Consider the following 18,357-nt stretch of genomic DNA (forward strand, 5'->3'; position numbering starts at 1 on the left):
ATCGGCAGTGGTCTGGACCTGTACCGCTACCGCCGCCCTGAGTTCCACGGAGGTTGGCACGTGCGCACGAGAACCCGGATCGGCGGAGCACTGGCGGCGGCGGTGTGCGGGATCGCGATTCTCGCCCCGGTCGCGGACGCCCAGGTCGGCGGCGGCACCTGGAAACCCTGGTCGCCGGGGTACAAGGAACAGCAGAAGGGCTGCGGCCAGGTCAGCGGGCTCACCTTCAAGCTGACCTGCTCGGACGGCAGCGGCGAGCAACGGGCCGAGCGCCGCTACGAGACCTACACCGGCGGCACGCACCAGTTCGAGGGGTCGTTCAAGATCACCAGCATGGGCGGTTCGCGGATCAGCCTGAAACAGACGTTCCGCGACGGTTCGAACGCCGGGCCGTATTTCCTGCTGGCGGTGGAGAAAGGCGGGCGGCTCTACACCGTGGAGAACGGCCAGACGGTGGCCACCGGCGCGACGGTGGGGACTTCGGTGCGGGTCAATACGATCAATGAGGTCGGCAGTACCCACAAGGTGTACATCAACGGCTCGCTGAAGCAGACGGACGACAGCCCGTCGGGTAGTTATTACGATAAATTCGGCTCGTATCGTACGGCGAGCGGGGCGGGACCGATTACCGTGGAGTGGAGCGGGATCAAGTTCTGGACCAGGTGATCGCTTGCCGCCGGACGGGTGCCTGCCGCCGCCTGGCATCCTTCCGCGCTGAAAGCACTCGGCTCGTCCGATCACCCGCACGGAAGCCTGGAAGCGCCCGGGCGAAGAGCCCTCGACGTCTGCGGGGCAACGGGATGCACGCCCGATGGCTGGCAGCGGACGGACATTCGGCCTACGTAGTCGAGCCAACGGCTTCGGAGGTCAACGAGGCAGCCGAGATCGAAGGTCGCACGGCCGAAATGGTGACCCCCGAGCCGTGACCTGGCCGGATAATAAGTGCGGATGTCGTGCTGTTAATGGGTCCGCTCCACCGCCAGACCGCACGCATGCGCTTGCTGAAGTGTGCTTCGCCCTGATGTCGTTTTGCTCGCCACCGCGATCAGCAGTTATCACTCGCTCTTGGAGATCGGAACCACGCTGTCAGCTAGCCCATTCTTCCAGCGAATCCCAAGCCGCGAGTGTCCGGCCGCTGGTGAACCGGCGGTGCTCGCCGGTCAGCGGATCCTCGAATTCCAGCACTTTCGCCAGCAGCTGCAACGGTTTCGTGAAGTCGTCGAGCGGTTTCTCGTGCAGCTCCGGATAGAAATCGTCGCCCAGGATCGGGATTCCCAGGGAACACATGTGGACCCGCAGCTGATGCGTGCGTCCAGTGGCGGGCGTGAGGCGATAGCGGCCCAGCCCGTCCCGGTGTTCCAGAAGCTCCACTGTGGACTCGGCATTCGGCGGTCCGGGTACCTCCTGCGCGGCCAGCACGCCGCGTTCCTTCACGATCCTGCTGCGCACCACCCGGGGCAGTTCCACAAGCGGGTCATAGGGCGCGATCGCCTCGTATTCCTTGTGTACCAACCGATCGCGGAACATCGTCTGGTACGCGCCGCGCGCGGACGGCGTGATCACGAACATCACCAGCCCCGCCGTGACGCGGTCGAGGCGGTGGGCGGGGGACAGGGCGGGCAGGTCCAGCGAGCGGCGAAGGCGCACCAAGGCGGTTTCCAGGACGTGCCGCCCACGCGGGATGGTCGCCAGGAAGTGGGGTTTGTCGACTACGAGCAGGTGTTCGTCGCGGTGCAGGACGGTGACGTCGAACGGCACCGGGACCTCGTCCGGCAGATCGCGGTGGAACCAGATGAACGAACCCGGAACGTACGCCGCGTCAATCCCCAGCGGGCCGTTCTCGCCGTGGATCCGCTGCTCGTGCAGCATTTCCTCGATCCGCGCGGGGGCGACGCGGGGCAGGCGTTCGACCAGGTGCTCCAGCAGGGTCGTCCACGGACCCTCTTCCGGCAGCCGCAGCCGTGCGGGGTCCAGGCCGTGCCGGGGCGGGATCGGGGCCGGGCGCTTGCGTCTCATCGGCTCCCGAGTCTAGTCGGCCGGGTCCTGCCGATAGGCCGCGATGTAGCGGGCGGTCGCCTCGGCGTTGGCCTCGGCGGCTTTCTCCCGCCGGATCCGCTTGCCCGTTCCGGGCGGGAAACCGTTGCGGGACAACCGGTGGTCGATGCTTTCCTCCATGTACGCGCACGAGTAGAAGTACGACACCAGCGCGGCCATCAGCACGATCGCCAGCCGCAGCCCGAGCGGGGCCGGCAGCAGGAGCCAGACCAGGCACAGCGGCGCGATGCCCACCGTCGCGCGCAGGACGTGCCGGGCCTTCCAGTGCTTGGACGTCGCGTCGTGCAGCAGCCAGTCGCGGTAGCGCTCCGGGAGCCGTCCGCTCACGGCGTACCAGAACCAGCGGAGAACGCCGGGCCGGTCGGTCATCGTTCCTCCTCGGGGTCTGCGGCCACAGTACCCTAATGATTAGTACACTAACTATTAGTGTGGTGCAGCCCGCGCTAGAGTGGGCGCGAGCACGAGGAGGACGAGTGGCCGAGATCGACCTTGGCGAGGACCCGCTGAAGCTCGACCGGCAGGTGTGCTTCGCGCTGTCGGTCGCCTCGCGCAGCGTGATCGCGATTTACCGGCCGCTGCTGGAGCCGCACGGGCTGACCCATCCGCAGTACCTGGTGATGCTGGCGCTGTGGGAGCAGTCGCCGCGCTCGGTCAAGGATCTCAGCACGGCGTTGCGGCACGAGCCCGCGACGCTGTCGCCGCTGCTCAAACGGCTGGAAGCGGTCGGGTACGTGACCCGTGGCCGCAGCCGGGCCGACGAGCGCCAGCTGACCGTCGAGCTCACCGAGAAGGGCCGGGAGCTGCGTGCCGAGGCGGAGAAGATCCCGTATCGCGTCGTGGAGCGGCTCGGCATGGAGGTCTCCGAGCTGGAGGCGCTGCACGCCGCGCTGGGCCGGGTGATCGAAGCGACCGCTTAGCGGGAAGAACTCGCGCCCGGATCAGGTTCTGCCGAGGAGTACGTGCCGACAGAGCGGAGCGAGCGTGGACAAGATCCGGGTGGGGGTGGCTCCGGGACTCGGGACCGGGCCGGCGGAATTCACCGGTTTGGCCGAGCTGACCGAGGCGGCGGGCGTCGACTCGCTGTGGCTGTCCGAAGTGGTCTATTCGCCGGATGTCGATCCGGTGATCGGCATGACGCACGCGCTGGCCCGCACCGAACGGCTCAAACTGGGCACCGGCGTGGCGATTCTGCCCGGACGCAATCCGGTGCTGGTCGCGAAACAGCTGGTCACGCTGGCGGGGCTGGCTCCGAAACGCGTCCTCCCGGTGTTCGGCTTATTGCCCGCGCAGGCCGCGGAACGCGCGCTGTTCCAGGTGCCGGACGGGCGGCGCGCGGCGGTGTTCGACGAGTCGCTCGCGTTGCTGCGTTTGCTGCTCGAACAGGACAACGTGTCCTTCGACGGCGAGTTTTTCCAGGTCGACAACGTGACGATCGGGCCGCGTCCGGCGAAGCGGCTCGACGTCTGGGTCGGCGGGTCCGCTCCGGCGGCGTTGCGTCGCGCGGGCCGGTTGTCCGATGGATGGCTCGGCAGCTTCCACACGCCGGGTCAGTCCCGTGCGGCGCGGCTGGCGATCCAGGAAGCCGCTGCCGAAGCCGACCGGGAGATCGAATCGGACCACTTCGGGTTGAGCATGGTCCTCGCGCTGCACGGGATCCCGGAAAGGCTGCGGGCGGTGGCGCAGCAGCGCAATCCGGGCCGTCCGGCCGCTGACCTCGTGCCGACCAGTTGGGCCGAGGCGCGCCGGATGATCGAGCAGCACATCGAGGCCGGACTCACGAAATTCGTGGTTCGGCCGGGGTACTCCGGCGACTACCGGCAGTTCCTCGACGATTTCGTGCGCGAACTCGTACCGCTGCAGAACTAGAACGTCAGCTGCTCGGTCTTGCGGGGCATGAGCAGCAGCCCGACGACACTGACCACCGACACGGCGACGATCGCGAGGAACACGTTGTGCGTGGCTCCGGCCAGCGATTCGCGCACGTACGCCGTCGCCGGCGAGTTGTCGTGCGCGCCGCCGAGGATGCGGCTGGTGGCGTCGACGCTCGCCGGAAGATGCCCGGCGACCTCCGCGGGCGGGTTCGCGAACCGTCCCGCGAGGGTGGCGTTGGCGATCGCGCCGAAGATGGCGGTGCCGACCGCGCTGCCCAGCGAACGGCTGAACATGTTGGTCGCGGTCACCACGCCGCGGCGCTCCCAGCCGACGGTGGACTGCACGGCCACCACGGTCGGGCTCGACGAAAGCCCGAGCCCGATCCCCACCACGAACACGGCCGCCGCGGCCATCCAGACGACCGAGTCCAGACCGAGGAACGTCGCCAGGACGGCCCCGACGAGGAGGAATCCGGTGCCGATCAGCGCGGTGTCGCGGAATCCGATCCGCAGGTAGATCTTTCCGGACAACGAGGCCGCGATCGGCCAGCCGATCGTCAGCGCGGCCAGCGCGAAGCCAGCGGTGAGCGCGTCCGTTCCGAGGACGCCTTCCGCGTACGTGGGCAGGAACGAGCTGAAGCCCAGCAGCACCGCGCCCGTGACCAGCGCGACCAGGTTTCCGCCGATCAGCGTGCGGCGCGTGAACACCCACAGCGGCAGCACGGGTTCGTCCGCGCGGCGCTCGACCAGCACGAACGTGACCAGCATCAGGACGCCGACGGCGAAGATCGCCAGACTCGGCGCGGACGTCCAGCTCCACGCGACCCCGCCTTCCAGCAGGGCGAGGATCAGCAGCGCGCAGCCGACCGTCAACAGGGTCGCGCCGGTGTAGTCGACCTTGTGCCGCGTGCGTTTCACCTGCTCGGTGAACTTGCGGTAGAGCATCCACGCGGCGAGCGCGCCGAGCGGCAGGTTGACGAAGAAGATCCACCTCCAGCTGAGGTATTCGGCGAACACGCCGCCGAGCGTCGGCCCGATCACCGAGGCGACCGCCCACACGCCGGCGAGGTAGCCCTGCACCCGGGCGCGTTCCTCGACCGTGTACAGATCGCCGACCATCGTCATGCTGATCGGCTGGACCGCGCCCGCGCCGATGCCCTGCACCGCGCGCGCCGCGATCAGCACCGGCATGCTCCACGCGACCCCGCACAGCACCGAGCCGAGCAGGAACGCGGCGATGCCGAAGAACATCACCGGGCGGCGGCCGAGGACGTCGGCGAACTTGCCGTACAGCGGCACGGTGACCGCCTGGGTGAGCAGGTAGATCGAGAACAGCCACGGGAACTGGGAAAACCCGCCGAGGTCGCGGACCACCGAGGGGACCGCGGTGGCGATGATGGTGCTGTCGAGGGCCACGAGGCCGGTGCTCAGCATGACGGCGGCGAGGACCGGACCCCGCTCGGAACGAAGGCCCACGGCGGCGCGTTTCGCCGCGGGCGGACTGCTCGTGCTACCCATGTTCGAAATGAACTCGTTCGCCTCGGCAAGCATTCCCCAGCCGATCGCTCGGTGCCCGAGTGTTCGCCCGACCGTCATCATGGGGGGATGGACAGGTGGGTGCGGCCGATCGGCCGGGGCTGGGTCGTTCAGGGCGCGGTGCCCGGACCGGACGTCGACGAGTTCGCCGAACCGGAGGCAGTGAAGAGGGCGCTCGCCGCGGCGGAGGGCGACACGCTGCTGGCGGCGCAGCATCCGGCGCGGACGCCGGTGGCGCTGGCGGCCGGACTGGACGTCGAGGCCGCGCTGCCGGAGGCCCGGGCGACGCTCGAACGGCTGCTGGCCGGGCATTACCGGCCGGAGACCGAGTTCGTCGCGGCTTACCGGATCGGCGAAGCGATCGCGGGCGTGCTGTGCCTGGTCGACGTCCGGGAACTGACCTCGGCCAGTTCGCACGTCAAGCACACCGAGGAGGTTTATCCGGAGGTGGTTGCGGAGCGCGCGGCCGTGCTGGACGGCCTGGGCTGCGCGACGAGCGCCGCGCTGCTCGTGCCGGTTGGCGACGGTGCGGAGCTGACGGCGGTGGTCAAGGAGGCGACGAGTTCGGCCGACCCCGATGTGTCCACTGTGGACCGTGCGGGGCTGGCGCACGAGCTGTGGGTGGTGCGGCCGGGGGAGATGCGGGAACGGCTGCTGGAGGCCGCGTCGGCGAGCGATCTGCTGGTGGCGGACGGGAACCACCGGGTCGCGGCCGCGGCCGGAAGCGGGCAGCTGCTGGCGTTGATCACCGCGGGGTCGCAGCTGGAGATCCGGGCGATCAACCGCGTGCTCCTCGGGACCGGGCGCTCTGCCGAAAGCCTGTTCGCGGCCTGGCAGGAGGCGGGACTCGAGGTGGCCTGGTCGGATGACGCGACCCCGCCGTCCTGCCCCGGCACGGCGGTAGTGCTGGCCGGCTCGCGCGTCCTGCGGGTGCGGCTTCCCGGAACGGATCCGCTGGTCATCGACCACGAGGTGGTGGAACAGACGCTCCTCGGCTCGGCGCTCGGTCTCGACCCGGATGGCCCGCACATCCGCCCGCTGCTGCCGGGCAGTCCCGTCCCGCCGGACGCGGACGCGGTGGTGCAGCTGGCCCCGGTGCCGTTCGAGACAGTGCGGGCCGTGCACGCGGCGGGACGGCGGATGCCCCGCAAGGCCACGTACTTCACGCCTAAGCCGCGAGGCGGGCTTGTGCTGGCGCGCTGGTAAAAAGGTGCAGGTCAGCGTCTGTTCCGCTTAGGATCGCGCAGGTGGAGCTACCCCTGATGCCGCCGGTGCGGCCGATGCTCGCCAAAGCCGTGCACGAGGTGCCGCGCGACGGCGGGTTCTGGTACGAGCCGAAGTGGGACGGCTTCCGCTGCGTCGTGTTCCGCGACGGCGACGAGGTCGAACTCGGTTCGCGCAACGACCGGCCGCTCACTCGGTACTTCCCGGAGCTGGCCGAGCTGCTGCGGGAGGCGTTGCCGGACAAATGCGTCGTCGACGGCGAGATCGTGCTGGTCACGCCGCGCGGGCTGGACTTCGGGGCGTTGCAGCTGCGGCTGCACCCGGCGGCCAGCCGCGTCCGGAAGCTGGCGGAAGAGACGCCGGCCAGTTTCGTCGCGTTCGACCTGCTCGCGCTGGGGGAGCGGGACCTGACCGAGGAACCGTTCGCCGAGCGGCGGCGGGCGCTGGAGGGCATTTTCGCGCCCGCGATCGGCTTGCAGCGGGTGCACCTGACCCCGCTCACGACGGATCCGGACATCGCGCAGGACTGGTTCACCCGGTTCGAGGGCGCGGGCTTCGACGGGGTCATGGCGAAGCCTGCCGACCTGCCGTACGAGCAGGACAAACGCGTGATGCTGAAGGTGAAGCACGAGCGCACCGCGGACTGCGTCGTCGCCGGATTCAGGTGGCACAAGGACGGCAAGGGCGTCGGATCGCTGCTGCTCGGGCTGTACGACGAGGACGGGGCGCTGCATCACGTCGGCGTCGCGAGCAGCTTCACGGCGGCGCGGCGGCGGGAGCTGGTCGAGGAGCTGGCCCCGTGGCGGGAGAACGCGCTCGACGGGCATCCGTGGCGTACTTGGGCGGAATGGCAGGCCGACGAGGTGCGTCGACCGGGTGCCAACAGCCGGTGGGCGCCGGACAAGGACCTGTCGTGGGAACCGCTGCGCCCGGAACAGGTCGCCGAAGTGCGCTACGAACACCTGCAAGGCGGCCGCTTCCGCCACGGCGGGCGATTGGTGCGCTTCCGTCCGGACCGGACTCCGGAATCATGCACTTACGCGCAGCTGGAAGAGGCCCCGCCGGCCGAACTGGCGGATCTGTTCGGGGAGGCCCGATGAGCGGCGTGACGCTGGAACTCGACGGCGTGGAACTGACGATTTCCAGCCCGGACAAGGTGTATTTTCCGGAACGGGGCGAGACGAAACTCGATCTGGTCCGCTATTACCAGGCTGTCGCCGGTCCGCTATTGGCTCGGTTGGGCGGACGGCCGTTGCTGCTGGAACGCTATCCAGACGGCGCGGGCGGAAAATCGTGGTTCCAGAAACGCACGCCCAAGAACGCGCCTGCCTGGTTGACCACCGCCGTCGTTTCCACACCGAACGGCACCACCAGCGACGCCTTGGTGGCCGCGAACCTGGCGCACATCCTGTGGGCGGTCAACCAAGGCTGCCTGGGCTTCCACGTATGGCCAAACCGCGCGGCAGCGCTGGATATCGCGGACGAACTGCGCATCGACCTGGACCCGTCGCCCGGGATCGGCTTCCCGCAACTGCGCGAGGCAGCGATACTGGTGCGGGAATTCCTTGCCGAGCTGGGAATCGAGGTCTACGTGAAGACCTCGGGCTCGCGGGGCCTGCACCTGTATTCGATCCTGGAACCACGCTGGGATGGCTACGAAGTGCGGGCTGCCGCGGTAGCCCTGGCACGAGCTTTGGAACGGCGCCACCCGGACCTGATCACCGCGCAATGGTGGAAAGAAGAACGCGGCTCACGAGTCTTTGTGGACTTCAATCAGAACGCGCCGCATAAAACGGTCTTCGGAGCTTGGTGCGTGCGGCCAAGAATCGGCGGACAGGTTTCGACCCCGATCGCCTGGGACGAGCTCGCGACAGTGGAGCCGGACGCCTTGACGCTGTCAACGGTCCCGGCGCTGGTCGCGCAGCGAGGAGACCCGTGGGCGGGAGCAAACGATCGCCCGCAGTCGATCGAACCACTGCTGGAGATGTCCCAGGAAGACCTGGCGCGCGGCCTGATGGACGCACCCTGGCCGCCGGTCTACCCGAAAATGCCGAACGAACCGCCCAGAGTCGCCCCGAGCCGCGCAAAGAAAGTAACCGCCGAAGACTAACTCGAACAAACCGCAGCCGCCGCACCCTCACCTCCAGGCGGCCAGCCCCCACCCCGCACCCCGATACGAAGCCTCCTCTGCGGTTCGGGGGTGCTTGTCAAGGCATCTTTCCCGCCTTGACAAGCACCCCCGAACCGTCAGCACAATCAGCTTCGGGGTGCCCCACCGCACCACCCACCTGCAATGTCGCCGCCAGGCGACGAGCAACCCGCGACCTCACCCCAACGGCAGATCAAACGCCAACTGCTCCTCCGCGCCAACCCCCACCGGCACCCCAGCCAAAGTAGCCGCGCACCCAGGACAAGGCGTCACATGCCCAGTCCCCGGCGCGGTCAAATCGATCGGCGTCCAAGTCCGCGAATCCCGCTCCCCGCAAGCGGACCGCCGATACCGCAGATCGTCCGCGCGAGTCATCAGATGCGCGACAGGATCGTCCTCCGGCAGCGCACCCACGAGGTACCACCGGGCAGTCATCGTCTTCGCCATGGAACTCGTCCTCCAAAGAGGCTGGTTCGAGCTACCACGACATAGTGCGACCGAAAGCCCGCCAATCCGCGCGTTTACGCTTCTTCGGCGTGGCGCGCCGAGTCCTCGTCAGGCTCATTCAGATACCGGAGAAACCGCAAAAGCCCCCGCTCGTCAGGCACCTCGTCCTCGGCCACACAAGCACTGAGCTGCCGTTCGATCTCAGCGGCATCAATCCCGGCGCCAATCAGCACGAGCTCGGTCCGGCGCGGCCCGGACGGCCAAGCCGACCGCTCCACCTGCACAAACGCCCCGACCGTATGCAATCCGAACCGAGACCGAGACTCCGGCGAAGCGAGGTCGACGTGCCCCTTCACCCGGTACAACCCGGCCGGTCGGCTCTCCAGAAACGCAAGGAATCGCCGGGGCGAAAGCGGCCGATCGGACGTGAACGTCACGCTCTCGTACTGTGCGTGCAAATGCTCGGAATGATCATGCTCTCGCAGATCGTCAAATGACAACTGCCCGTAACTCTCCCGAGGCCGAGGATCGAAAAACAACCCCGGATCAACCCGCCCCCGCTCGGTCGTCAGCACCGGGACCCCAGGCGCGTGCTCCTCGACGACCGCACGAACTTTCGCCAGGTCATCCGCCTCCACCCGGTCGACCTTGTTCAGCACCACCAGGTCGGCGACCCGCAGGTGCTCGGTCAACTCCGGATGCCGAACCCGCGCGGCCTCGAACTCCACGGCATCGACGACCTCGACCAGCCCGCCGTACCGGATGTCCGGGTTCTCACTGGCGATCATCAGCCGCAGCAGATCGCGGGGCTCGGCGATTCCACTGGCCTCCACCACGATCACGTCGATCCCGGCCTCAGGCCGCGACAGTTTGCCCAGCATTGCGTCGAGCCCGCTGGCGTCGACCGCGCAGCACAGGCAGCCGTTGCCCAGCGACACCATCGTGTCGACCTGCCCGGCAACCGCGAGCGCGTCGATGTTCACCTGGCCGAAGTCGTTGACCACCACCCCGACCCGGACGCCCTGACGGTTGGCGAGCAGATGGTTGAGCATCGTGGTCTTCCCCGCACCGAGAAAACCCGCGACGAGCACTACCGGAACCCGCTGCCTGGCCACGCCTCACCCCTCCTGTCGTCCGGGTCGCCGACGATACCTCCAGCGGGCACCCGGACAGCGGCAGCCCGGCTCGGTTCGCCGGGGCATTGCCGCCCCGGCGAAAGCGGTTGGCAGAGTGTGCCGTTGTGGCAGCATGAACGGATGATCTGGACGCCAGGCAGCCCGGACCGGGTCGACGGCATGCCGACGGCCGCGGAATGGCGGCAGTTGTCGGTTGTGCCGGAGAAACGGGAGGTGTTCGGCTACGACCTGTATTTCCGCGAGGGCTGGGCGGATTTGCTCGCGGTGTTCGGCGACGACGCGGCCGACGTGCTCGGCGGGCTGGCGATGCTGGTGGTCAAGCCGGACGCGGTGGTCGGCCGCAGGCTCGGCCCGATCCTGGAATACCTGGGGGACAACGGTTTCGTCCCGGTCGCCACCACGCGGTTCGGCTACACCCGGCATTCGATGCGCGAGGTGTGGCGCTACGACTGGCACATCTACACCGTCGACCGGCTGCAATTGTGCACTTTCTGGTATCTCACCAACGATGTGCTGCTGTTTCTGGCGCGCGACGCCCGCCCGGTCGCGGGATTGCCCGCGACGGTCCGGCTGTGCGAACTCAAGGGCGTCGGTGATCCGGTGCAGCGCCGGCCGCACCATTTGCGCACGAAGCTGAACCCGCCCAACCGGATCCTGAACTTCGTGCACGTCGGCGACGAACCGTCGGACATCGTGCGCGAGCTGGCGATTTTCCTGGACCGCCCGGAACGGCTGCGGTTCCTCAAGGAGCTGCGGGAACATTTCGCCGAGGACCGCACGGCCCAGGCGCGGGCCGAGATCGCCGCCATCGAAGCGGATTGCCCGGCGCACGACCTGGACATCGATGCGACGTTGGCGCGGCTGGTTCCGGTGGCGGGGGAGGAGGCGGTCGGGCGGTTGCGGGAGGTGGTCGCGGGCGCGGACCGGATCACCTGGGACGACCTGGCCCAGCTGGTCCCGTTCGACAAGGTCGACCGGTGGGATGTGATCGTCACAGCGTCTTTCGTGGTACACAACGAGCGTCCGGTGCCGCATGCGTTGCTGCCAGCCGTTTCACCGGAAGCGTGGACCGCGCAGGCAGTAGGCCACCCGTTGTAGATGCTCGGCCTGGCGTTGGTCCCATGGGTGAAGCACCGATGAGCAGTCGGCCAAGAAACGCCAGCCGAGCCGTATGGGACGGGTGAGCGGTCCGTCTATTGTGGACACCAAACCGGCCCTCGCCGAACGCGCGCGGTGGGTCCTGCTGGGCGCGAAGATCGAAACCCTGACCGCGGACGATCTCTTCTCCGGAGACGGCGTTTTCGTCGCGTCGTCGGGTCGCGAACTGACCCGGGTGCACGCTCTAGGCGGCAATGAACTGCCCGACTCGACCGAATCGCACCGCGAAGTGAGTGCGGCTTACGAATCGGCTTACCGGTGAGGATCTTGCCGACCGAGCCCGGGAGCGGGCAATATCGGAAGCGGTTCCGCCGCCGGACGTCGGTGCGTTCCGGTGCCGGACGGGCGATGCGGGCAGGGAATATTCGAGGGGATCCGATGATCGACGACCCGGTTCTGCAGGCCGCTTCCGGTGCGCGGGGAAGGCGATGACGGCGCGGCTCGGCTGTCCTGGTCGCGGTCGGGCGGGTGGCGTTGCGGGGTCGATTGCTGACGTTGGCCGGTGGGTCGGTCTTGTCGGTGGTTTCTTGCGTGGGGCTTGGTTCCGGGCTGGCCCTGCGGTCCCGGGGTTCGCTGAACGGGAGGTTGTGGTGCACCATCAGCCGATCGTGGGCGTCGGTCCTGTTTCGCGGACCGTATCCGGCTTGTGGGCGGCATCGTGAGCAGCCGCCTGGTCGTTGCGGCATCCGAGGTCGCGAGTCTGTGGTGTCTCGGTCGGGTCCGGGAGCCTGTCGGTGCGGAGGCCGCCGTATGACCGCTCGCCCCGCTCCCGCCGCTCCTGAGCGCGCGACCCCGTTGCGTCCCGCGCTCGTTCTCATCGGCGTCTTGCTGATCGCCACGAACCTGCGCGCCGCGATCACCACCCTCGGCCCGATCCTGAGCCTCGTCCAGGCCGACCAGGGGCTTTCCTCCGTAGCCGCCTCGGTCCTGGTCAGCGTGCCGCTCATCGCCTTCGCCGTGTGCTCGCCGATCGCGCCGAAGGTCGCCGCGAAGCTCGGGCTCGAGCGGGCGCTCGGCGCGGCCGTGGCGCTGCTCGCGATCGGGATCCTGCTCCGCTCGACCCCGCCGCAGTTGTTGCTGTGGACCGGAACCGTGCTGCTCGGGGCCGCCATCGCGATCCTGAACGTCCTGCTCCCCGCGTTCGTCAAACGCGATTTCCCCACTCGCATCGGGCCGATCACCGGCACGTACACCGCGGTCCAGTCCGGCGTCGCCGCGGTCGCCGCCGGGGTCGCGGTACCGCTGGCCGGACAGCAGGCCGGCGGATGGCGGCTCTCACTGGGCGTCTGGGCCGGGCTCGCGCTCATTGCCCTCGGGGTTTTCCTGCCGCAGCTGCGCCGTTCCGCCGCCGCACCGGCACTCGCGCCGACGACCGGTGCCGCGCGCCCGTGGACAAACGCGCTGGCCTGGCAGGTCACCCTCTTCATGGGCCTGCAATCGCTCGCCTTCTACGTGCTCGTGACGTGGCTGTCCTCGATCGAGCACGCCGCGGGCATCAGCTCGGTGACCGCCGGGTTCCACCAGTTGCTGTTCAACCTTTCCGGCCTGGCCGGCAGCCTGTTCTGCTCCGCGCTCATCCACCGGCTGCCCGACCAGCGCGCGGTCGCCATCACCGGGTCGCTGCTGCTGACGACCGCGCTGACCGGACTCCTGGTCGCTCCGGGGATCGCCGTGCTGTGGGCCGTCTTCGCCGGGCTCGCGGGCGGGAGCACGCTGGCGCTGGCGTTGTCTTTGTTCGGCTTGCGCACCAAGAATTATTCCGACGCTGGGGCGCTGTCCGGGATGGCGCAGTCCGCGGGGTACACGCTCGCCGCGCTCGGCCCGATCGCCATCGGTGCGATCCACGACGCCACTTCGTCGTGGACGCCTGCGCTCTGCGTGCTGATTGGGCTCGCGCTGGTTCAGGCGGTGTTCGGGGGGTTGGCTTCGCGGCCGAAGACGATTGCTTGATCGTCGACGGGTGGGGCACCCCGAAGCTGATTGTGCTGACGGTTCGGGGGTGCTTGTCAAGGCGGGAAAGATGCCTTGACAAGCACCCCCGAACCGCAGAGGAGGCTTCGTATCGGGGTGCAGGGGCGGGGGCTGGCTGCCTGGGTGAGTTGGGTGCGGCGGCTGCTGGTTTGGCGGAAGGTCCGTGAGGAAATCAGAGTTCCTCGAGGTTCCCCTCACGGAGTTTGGCCGGGCGAGGTCCGGCGACGGGGTGGACAATAAGGACATGATCAAGGTCCTCGTCGCGTACGCGGGCAAGCACGGCGGCACCCGCGAAATCGCCGAAGTCGTCGGCGAGGAGTTGCGCGCCGCCGGGTTCGCTGTCGACGTGCGCGACGCGGGCGAGGTCGACAGCGTCACGGAGTACGCCGCGGTGGTGGTCGGCAGCGCGCTTTACTACGCGCGGTGGCGGCCCGAAGCGGTGCGGCTGCTGGAACGCAACACCGAAGCGTTGCGGGCACGTCCGGTCTGGCTATTCCACAGTGGACCTTGCGGCCCGGGAGCGAACCTGACGCGGGTCAGCTTGCCCGCGCGGGTGACGCTGCTGGCTGCCGCGATCGACGCGGGCCGCACTGAGACGTTCGGCGGGCGGCTCGATCCGGCGCTCGCGGGCGGCGTGCTGGAAAAGCTGATGGCACGCGGCAGCCGGGTCGGCGATTTCCGCGACTGGGACCGGATCCGGGCGTGGGCGCGCGACATCGGCCGCCGGGTGCACTCCCGCGTCCCGATCTGAGCCGGGGGCGCCAAGCCTGAGCCGCGTCAGGAGTGTCGGCAAATCTGAGCCGGACCGGGAAGGGTCGCGCTCCGGGCGTCAGGACGCGCCGAGCACCCGCAGCACCGTGGCGGACAGCTCTTTTTCGGCTTCGTCCGGGGAAAGCCGCCCCGCCTCGGCCTCGCCCGCGGCGGCGTGGCCGAGTTGGATGATCACCGTGACCAGCCAATCCACGGGTGGCTGCCGGTCGAACTCCCCGGCGAGCTGCCCGCGTTCGACAATCCGGCGCAACCTTTCGGCGACCGGCTCGTGCTGCTCGCGCCCGTCGTCGGCGGAGGACGCCGTCGAGCCGAACCGGTGCAGCAACTTCGGATAGCGCGAGGACGCCCGGCGCGCGGCGTCGAGCACGCGCAGGATCGCGTCCGCCGCGGGCCCGGTGTCCGGACCCGCGGCGTCCATCGCGTCGACGGCTTCCTCGGTGAGCCGGTCGAGCACCGCGGCCAGAAGCCGTTCGCGGGAAGGGAAATGGGCGTACACGGTCTGCCGGGTCACGCCCGCCGCCGTGGCGATGCCTTCGACGCTCGCGTCCGGATCGGCTTCCAGCACGCTGAGCGCCGCGTCGAGGATCGCGGCGCGGCTGCGCTGGGCGTCGGCGCGGAGTTTCGCCATCTCTTACACCTTGTCAAGATTAGCCGGAACGGGTATCTTACAGTGTGTCAGAGTTCAGCTGGGAGGGTTCATGAACACGCTCGAACGCGCCGATCCGAAGGAGTTCATCGCGCGCTTCTTCACGTCGTTCACCGACGATCTGGTGCGCACCGACGAGGACGCGGCGACGGTGGTCGACCGCTATCACACGCCGGACGTCGTGCAGATCGCCGACGGGCTGCGGATCGACCGCGATCGGCTGGTCGCGCACTGTCGTCCGATACGGAAAAACCGACCGGAGAGCCGGATCGAAGTCCACGAGGCGATGGCCGACGGCGACCGCATTGCCGCGCGGTACACCCTGCATGTTCGCCAGCGCGGGAAGGAACTCGAGATCGAGGTGTCCTTCTTCGGACAGTTCGCTTCGGACGGCCGGATGCGGCAGGCGCACCTGCTGACCCGCTCGGCGAAACCGTCCGAGTAGACCGATTCATCCAGTTTCGCTGGTATGTCGGGGATCGGCGGAGTCCACATGCGACTGTTGCCTCGCCGCCGCACCGGGTGTAGACCAAGCCGGTGACCGAAAGCGCAGCCGGGGGCAAGGAAAAACGCAAGCTCAACGCCGACCAGCGGAACTCGTTCCTCGCCGCGTGGCTCGGCTGGAGCATGGACGCGTTCGATTACTTCCTCGTCGTGTTCGTCATCGCGGACATCGCCAAGGACCATTCGTTCGGAGCCACCGCCACGCAGCTGGCGTTCATCACCACCGCGACGCTCGTCATGCGCCCGGTCGGCGCGCTGCTGTTCGGCCTGTGGGCGGACCGGTCCGGACGGCGCATCCCGCTGATGGTCGACGTCCTGCTGTACTCGGCGGCGGGCGTGCTGTGCGCGATCGCGCCCAACTTCACCGTGCTGCTGATCCTGCGGTTCATCTACGGCATCGGCATGGGCGGTGAATGGGGCCTGGGCGCGGCGCTCGCGATGGAGAAGATCCCGGTGGAGCGGCGAGGGTTCTTCTCCGGGCTGCTGCAGGCCGGCTACTCCGCCGGATACCTGATGGCCGCGCTCGCGTACCTGCTGTTCCACAGCGCGCTCGGCCTGGAGTGGCGGTGGATCTTCGTGCTGAGCATCTTCCCGGCGCTGATCAGCCTGCTGATCCGGTCGCGGGTCAAGGAATCCGAGGTGTGGGAGGCGGCGCAGGAGAAGATGCGCGTCACCCGCACGTCGGTCAAGGACGTCCTGTTCAACCCGAAGGTGCTGCGCCGGTTCGGGTACCTCGTGCTGCTGATGACCGCGTTCAACTGGATGTCCCACGGCACCCAGGACGTGTACCCGACGTTCCTCAAGGCGACCGACCACGGCGGTGCCGGTCTGAGCGCGGCGACCAGCACGTGGATCGCCGTGCTGTACAACGTCGGCGCGATCATCGGCGGCCTGCTCTTCGGCTCGCTCTCGGAACGCTTCGGCCGCCGGATGACGATCGTCGGCGCCGCGGTGCTGGGCTTGCCGATCATCCCGATCTTCGCCGTCGACCACGGAGCCGGGATGCTCGCGCTCGGCTCGTTCCTGATGCAGGTCATGGTGCAGGGCGCGTGGGGCGTCATCCCCGCGCACCTGACCGAAATGTCCCCGGACGCGATCCGCGGTTTCTTCCCCGGCGTCACGTATCAGCTCGGCAACCTGCTGGCCGCGCTGAACCTGCCGATCCAGCAGAGCATCGCGCAGTCGCAGGGCTACACGGCCGCCCTGCTGTGGACGGTGATCCCGGTGCTGATCGCGGTCGCCGTGCTGACCTCCCTGGGCAAGGAAGCGAAGTCCATCCGCTTCGGCGGCGAAGGCGCGACCACCGCGCCCGCTGGTACGTCCGGCTGACCGCTTCCCTCCCGCCTGCTCGGGCGACCTTGCCGTCGAACACTCGCCGATATATCGTGACCATATCGGCGATCGTTCGACGATGGAGGAGGACCACATGACCAGCACGGCAGGCGAAGAACATCTGTTCCGGGGCTTCGGCGGCCCGGAACGCTTCGGCGGAGTGCCGTTCGGCTTCGGCCGCCCCGGCCCAGTTCACCCAGGCGATGGGGGCCGAGGAATGCCGTTCGGCAGGCCGGACGCACGCGGCGACGGGCCGGGCGAGGGGAGAGGGCGACATCCGGGCGGACCGGGGGAAGGACACGGCTGGCCTGGGGGCGGAGGGCTGGGCGAGCAACTCGGCTGGCCGGGTGCGCCGGGGGAGCACCATGCGCATCCTGGCCATTCGGGTGGGCACGCGGACGAGTTTGACCATCACGGCTGGGAGCACCACGCGCACCTCGGCCATGCGAGCGGGCATGCGGGAGAGCCCGGTGACCATCACGGCTGGCGGTGGGGGCTGGGGGAGCATCACGCGCACCCCGGCCATCCGGGCGGCCATCTCGGCCACCTGGGCGGCCATCACGGCTGGCGGTGGGAGCTGGGGGAGCATCACGCGCACCCTGGCCATCCGGGCGGCCATCTCGGTCACCTGGGCGGCCATCCGGGCGAGCGCCCCGGCCACCCCGGCCACCCCGGCCAGCACGGCCAGCACGGCCACCCCGGCGGCGAGGAAGGCTGGGGCGACATCGTCTTCGAAGCCCGTGGCGGCTTTCCTCCGGGGCCTCCCGGTCCGCCTGGACCGCCCGGGCCGCCGCATCGGCCCGGACCTGGATTTCCCGGTTTCCCGGGCTTCCCCGGGTTTCCCGGTGGTCCAGGAGGCCCCGGCGGGCCCGGCGGGTTCTTCGGCGGACCGCCCCGCGGCGGACGGGGTCCGGCGCGGCCGGTGCGTCCGGCGGTCCTCGCCCTGCTGGCCGAGGAACCCCGCCACGGCTACCAGTTGATGCAGGAGATCCGCCGCCGCACGAATGACGAGTGGCGGCCCAGCCCGGGCTCCATTTACCCGATTCTGCAGCAGCTCGAGGACGAAGGTCTCGTCCGCACGGCGGAGGAGGGCGGCCGCCGCGTCGCGCATCTCACTGAGGCTGGACGGGAGCACGTCGCTGGGCGCGAGGAGGAGTTCGCCGCGCTTTGGGAGTCTCCGGCTCGCGACCAGGAGCCCGCAGCGGACCGGTTCGCCGCGCTGTATCAGCAGATCGGCGAGCTGGCCGGGGCCGCGGCGCAGGTCGCGCACACCGGCAGCGAGGCGCAGTGCGCGGAGGCGCGCAAGATCCTCCGCGAAGCCCGCCGCCGGCTGTACGCGTTGCTCGCGGACGACGACTCCGAAGAATAAAACCGCCGGTTGGCGAGTCCGCAATGGACTCGCCAACCGGCGGCCATCATGGGGCACAACCGGAGGTGGTCCGAGCGCGCGTGTCGGTTGTGGGACGACGGCGCGATGCGACGGGTCCAATGCGGCCATGCCATCGTTCGTCCACCTGCACGTTGCTGCACACACGGGCGGAGAAGGCGACGCTGCCG

At 69.0% G+C, this 18,357-nt stretch carries 18 protein-coding genes; 13 read left to right on the forward strand and 5 right to left on the reverse strand.

Annotated features, from left to right (window positions below):
- Positions 1–60: 60 nt before the first annotated feature.
- Entirely contained in the window at positions 61–666 is a 606-nt protein-coding gene (locus tag H5411_RS35150; protein WP_167442044.1) for a polysaccharide lyase family 7 protein, read from the forward strand.
- A gap of 420 nt (positions 667–1,086) precedes the next feature.
- On the opposite strand, the gene H5411_RS35155 is transcribed toward H5411_RS35150, so the two are convergent.
- Both H5411_RS35155 and H5411_RS35160 read right to left on the reverse strand, forming a co-directional pair.
- On the reverse strand, positions 1,087–2,016 hold the full coding sequence (locus H5411_RS35155) for an RluA family pseudouridine synthase (RefSeq protein WP_101438763.1): 930 nt from the start codon (positions 2,014–2,016) through the stop codon (positions 1,087–1,089).
- A 12-nt stretch (positions 2,017–2,028) separates the two neighbouring features.
- The gene (locus H5411_RS35160; protein ID WP_037353431.1) at positions 2,029–2,424 is read right to left on the reverse strand and encodes a DUF5313 domain-containing protein; all 396 of its coding nucleotides are present in this window, start codon (positions 2,422–2,424) and stop codon (positions 2,029–2,031) included.
- 104 nt (positions 2,425–2,528) lie between these two features.
- On the opposite strand from H5411_RS35160, the gene H5411_RS35165 reads away from it, so the two are divergent.
- Positions 2,529–2,972 (forward strand): MarR family winged helix-turn-helix transcriptional regulator, encoded by a 444-nt coding sequence (locus H5411_RS35165; protein WP_101438764.1) that lies wholly within the window; start codon positions 2,529–2,531, stop codon positions 2,970–2,972.
- Positions 2,973–3,036: 64 nt separating this feature from the next.
- Complete coding sequence (locus tag H5411_RS35170; protein WP_183126298.1) at positions 3,037–3,921, forward strand: TIGR03854 family LLM class F420-dependent oxidoreductase; 885 nt, start codon at positions 3,037–3,039, stop codon at positions 3,919–3,921.
- On the opposite strand, the gene H5411_RS35175 is transcribed toward H5411_RS35170, so the two are convergent.
- On the reverse strand, positions 3,918–5,444 hold the full coding sequence (locus H5411_RS35175) for an MDR family MFS transporter (RefSeq protein ID WP_183126299.1): 1,527 nt from the start codon (positions 5,442–5,444) through the stop codon (positions 3,918–3,920). The two genes, H5411_RS35170 and H5411_RS35175, sit on opposite strands and share 4 nt — an antisense overlap.
- A gap of 87 nt (positions 5,445–5,531) precedes the next feature.
- Between H5411_RS35175 and H5411_RS35180 the strand changes: the two genes are divergently transcribed.
- Genes H5411_RS35180 through ligD form a run of 3 tightly spaced genes read left to right on the forward strand, consistent with a single transcriptional unit; the run spans position 5,532 to position 8,796 of the window.
- Complete coding sequence (locus tag H5411_RS35180) at positions 5,532–6,668, forward strand: DUF1015 family protein (RefSeq protein WP_183126300.1); 1,137 nt, start codon at positions 5,532–5,534, stop codon at positions 6,666–6,668.
- Between the two features lie 41 nt (positions 6,669–6,709).
- Positions 6,710–7,786: an ATP-dependent DNA ligase gene (locus H5411_RS35185; RefSeq protein WP_183126301.1), complete on the forward strand. Its 1,077-nt coding sequence runs from the start codon at positions 6,710–6,712 to the stop codon at positions 7,784–7,786.
- Positions 7,783–8,796, forward strand: a complete 1,014-nt coding sequence (gene ligD / locus H5411_RS35190; protein WP_183126302.1) for a non-homologous end-joining DNA ligase — start codon at positions 7,783–7,785, stop codon at positions 8,794–8,796. Before H5411_RS35185 ends, ligD begins: the two co-directional genes overlap by 4 nt.
- Positions 8,797–9,356: 560 nt before the next feature.
- On the opposite strand, the gene H5411_RS35195 is transcribed toward ligD, so the two are convergent.
- Positions 9,357–10,397, reverse strand: coding sequence for a CobW family GTP-binding protein (locus H5411_RS35195; protein ID WP_101441201.1), 1,041 nt, complete (start codon positions 10,395–10,397; stop codon positions 9,357–9,359).
- Positions 10,398–10,538: 141 nt separating this feature from the next.
- Between H5411_RS35195 and H5411_RS35200 the strand changes: the two genes are divergently transcribed.
- From H5411_RS35200 to H5411_RS35215, 4 genes are all read left to right on the forward strand, one after another.
- Entirely contained in the window at positions 10,539–11,516 is a 978-nt protein-coding gene (locus tag H5411_RS35200) for a nucleoside-diphosphate kinase (RefSeq protein ID WP_158242539.1), read from the forward strand.
- An 82-nt stretch (positions 11,517–11,598) separates the two neighbouring features.
- A complete protein-coding gene (locus H5411_RS35205) occupies positions 11,599–11,838 on the forward strand; it encodes a hypothetical protein (RefSeq protein WP_183126303.1) in 240 nt (79 codons plus the stop codon).
- A gap of 488 nt (positions 11,839–12,326) precedes the next feature.
- Positions 12,327–13,526, forward strand: a complete 1,200-nt coding sequence (locus H5411_RS35210; RefSeq protein ID WP_101438771.1) for a CynX/NimT family MFS transporter — start codon at positions 12,327–12,329, stop codon at positions 13,524–13,526.
- A gap of 265 nt (positions 13,527–13,791) precedes the next feature.
- A complete protein-coding gene (locus H5411_RS35215; protein WP_101438772.1) occupies positions 13,792–14,298 on the forward strand; it encodes a flavodoxin domain-containing protein in 507 nt (168 codons plus the stop codon).
- A gap of 78 nt (positions 14,299–14,376) precedes the next feature.
- On the opposite strand, the gene H5411_RS35220 is transcribed toward H5411_RS35215, so the two are convergent.
- On the reverse strand, positions 14,377–14,946 hold the full coding sequence (locus H5411_RS35220; RefSeq protein WP_101438773.1) for a TetR/AcrR family transcriptional regulator: 570 nt from the start codon (positions 14,944–14,946) through the stop codon (positions 14,377–14,379).
- 70 nt (positions 14,947–15,016) lie between these two features.
- On the opposite strand from H5411_RS35220, the gene H5411_RS35225 reads away from it, so the two are divergent.
- From H5411_RS35225 to H5411_RS47990, 3 genes are all read left to right on the forward strand, one after another.
- Positions 15,017–15,409, forward strand: coding sequence for a nuclear transport factor 2 family protein (locus tag H5411_RS35225; protein ID WP_101438774.1), 393 nt, complete (start codon positions 15,017–15,019; stop codon positions 15,407–15,409).
- A gap of 182 nt (positions 15,410–15,591) precedes the next feature.
- The gene (locus H5411_RS35230; protein ID WP_220817909.1) at positions 15,592–16,797 is read left to right on the forward strand and encodes an MFS transporter; all 1,206 of its coding nucleotides are present in this window, start codon (positions 15,592–15,594) and stop codon (positions 16,795–16,797) included.
- 97 nt (positions 16,798–16,894) lie between these two features.
- Positions 16,895–18,169: a PadR family transcriptional regulator gene (locus H5411_RS47990; RefSeq protein WP_246369641.1), complete on the forward strand. Its 1,275-nt coding sequence runs from the start codon at positions 16,895–16,897 to the stop codon at positions 18,167–18,169.
- Positions 18,170–18,357: the final 188 nt, after the last annotated feature.

The sequence above is a fragment of the Amycolatopsis echigonensis genome (assembly GCF_014174495.1).
Taxonomy (GTDB): domain Bacteria; phylum Actinomycetota; class Actinomycetes; order Mycobacteriales; family Pseudonocardiaceae; genus Amycolatopsis; species Amycolatopsis echigonensis.

Coding starts and splice junctions, on each gene's coding strand:
- H5411_RS35155 (WP_101438763.1), bottom strand. CDS start 2,016: ATGAGACGCAAGCGCCCGGCCCCGATCCCGCCCCGGCACGGCCTGGAC.
- H5411_RS35160 (WP_037353431.1), bottom strand. CDS start 2,424: ATGACCGACCGGCCCGGCGTTCTCCGCTGGTTCTGGTACGCCGTGAGC.
- H5411_RS35175 (WP_183126299.1), bottom strand. CDS start 5,444: ATGGGTAGCACGAGCAGTCCGCCCGCGGCGAAACGCGCCGCCGTGGGC.
- H5411_RS35180 (WP_183126300.1), top strand. CDS start 5,532: ATGGACAGGTGGGTGCGGCCGATCGGCCGGGGCTGGGTCGTTCAGGGC.
- ligD (WP_183126302.1), top strand. CDS start 7,783: ATGAGCGGCGTGACGCTGGAACTCGACGGCGTGGAACTGACGATTTCC.
- H5411_RS35200 (WP_158242539.1), top strand. CDS start 10,539: ATGATCTGGACGCCAGGCAGCCCGGACCGGGTCGACGGCATGCCGACG.
- H5411_RS35210 (WP_101438771.1), top strand. CDS start 12,327: ATGACCGCTCGCCCCGCTCCCGCCGCTCCTGAGCGCGCGACCCCGTTG.
- H5411_RS35215 (WP_101438772.1), top strand. CDS start 13,792: ATGATCAAGGTCCTCGTCGCGTACGCGGGCAAGCACGGCGGCACCCGC.
- H5411_RS35220 (WP_101438773.1), bottom strand. CDS start 14,946: ATGGCGAAACTCCGCGCCGACGCCCAGCGCAGCCGCGCCGCGATCCTC.
- H5411_RS35225 (WP_101438774.1), top strand. CDS start 15,017: ATGAACACGCTCGAACGCGCCGATCCGAAGGAGTTCATCGCGCGCTTC.
- H5411_RS35230 (WP_220817909.1), top strand. CDS start 15,592: ATGGACGCGTTCGATTACTTCCTCGTCGTGTTCGTCATCGCGGACATC.
- H5411_RS47990 (WP_246369641.1), top strand. CDS start 16,895: ATGACCAGCACGGCAGGCGAAGAACATCTGTTCCGGGGCTTCGGCGGC.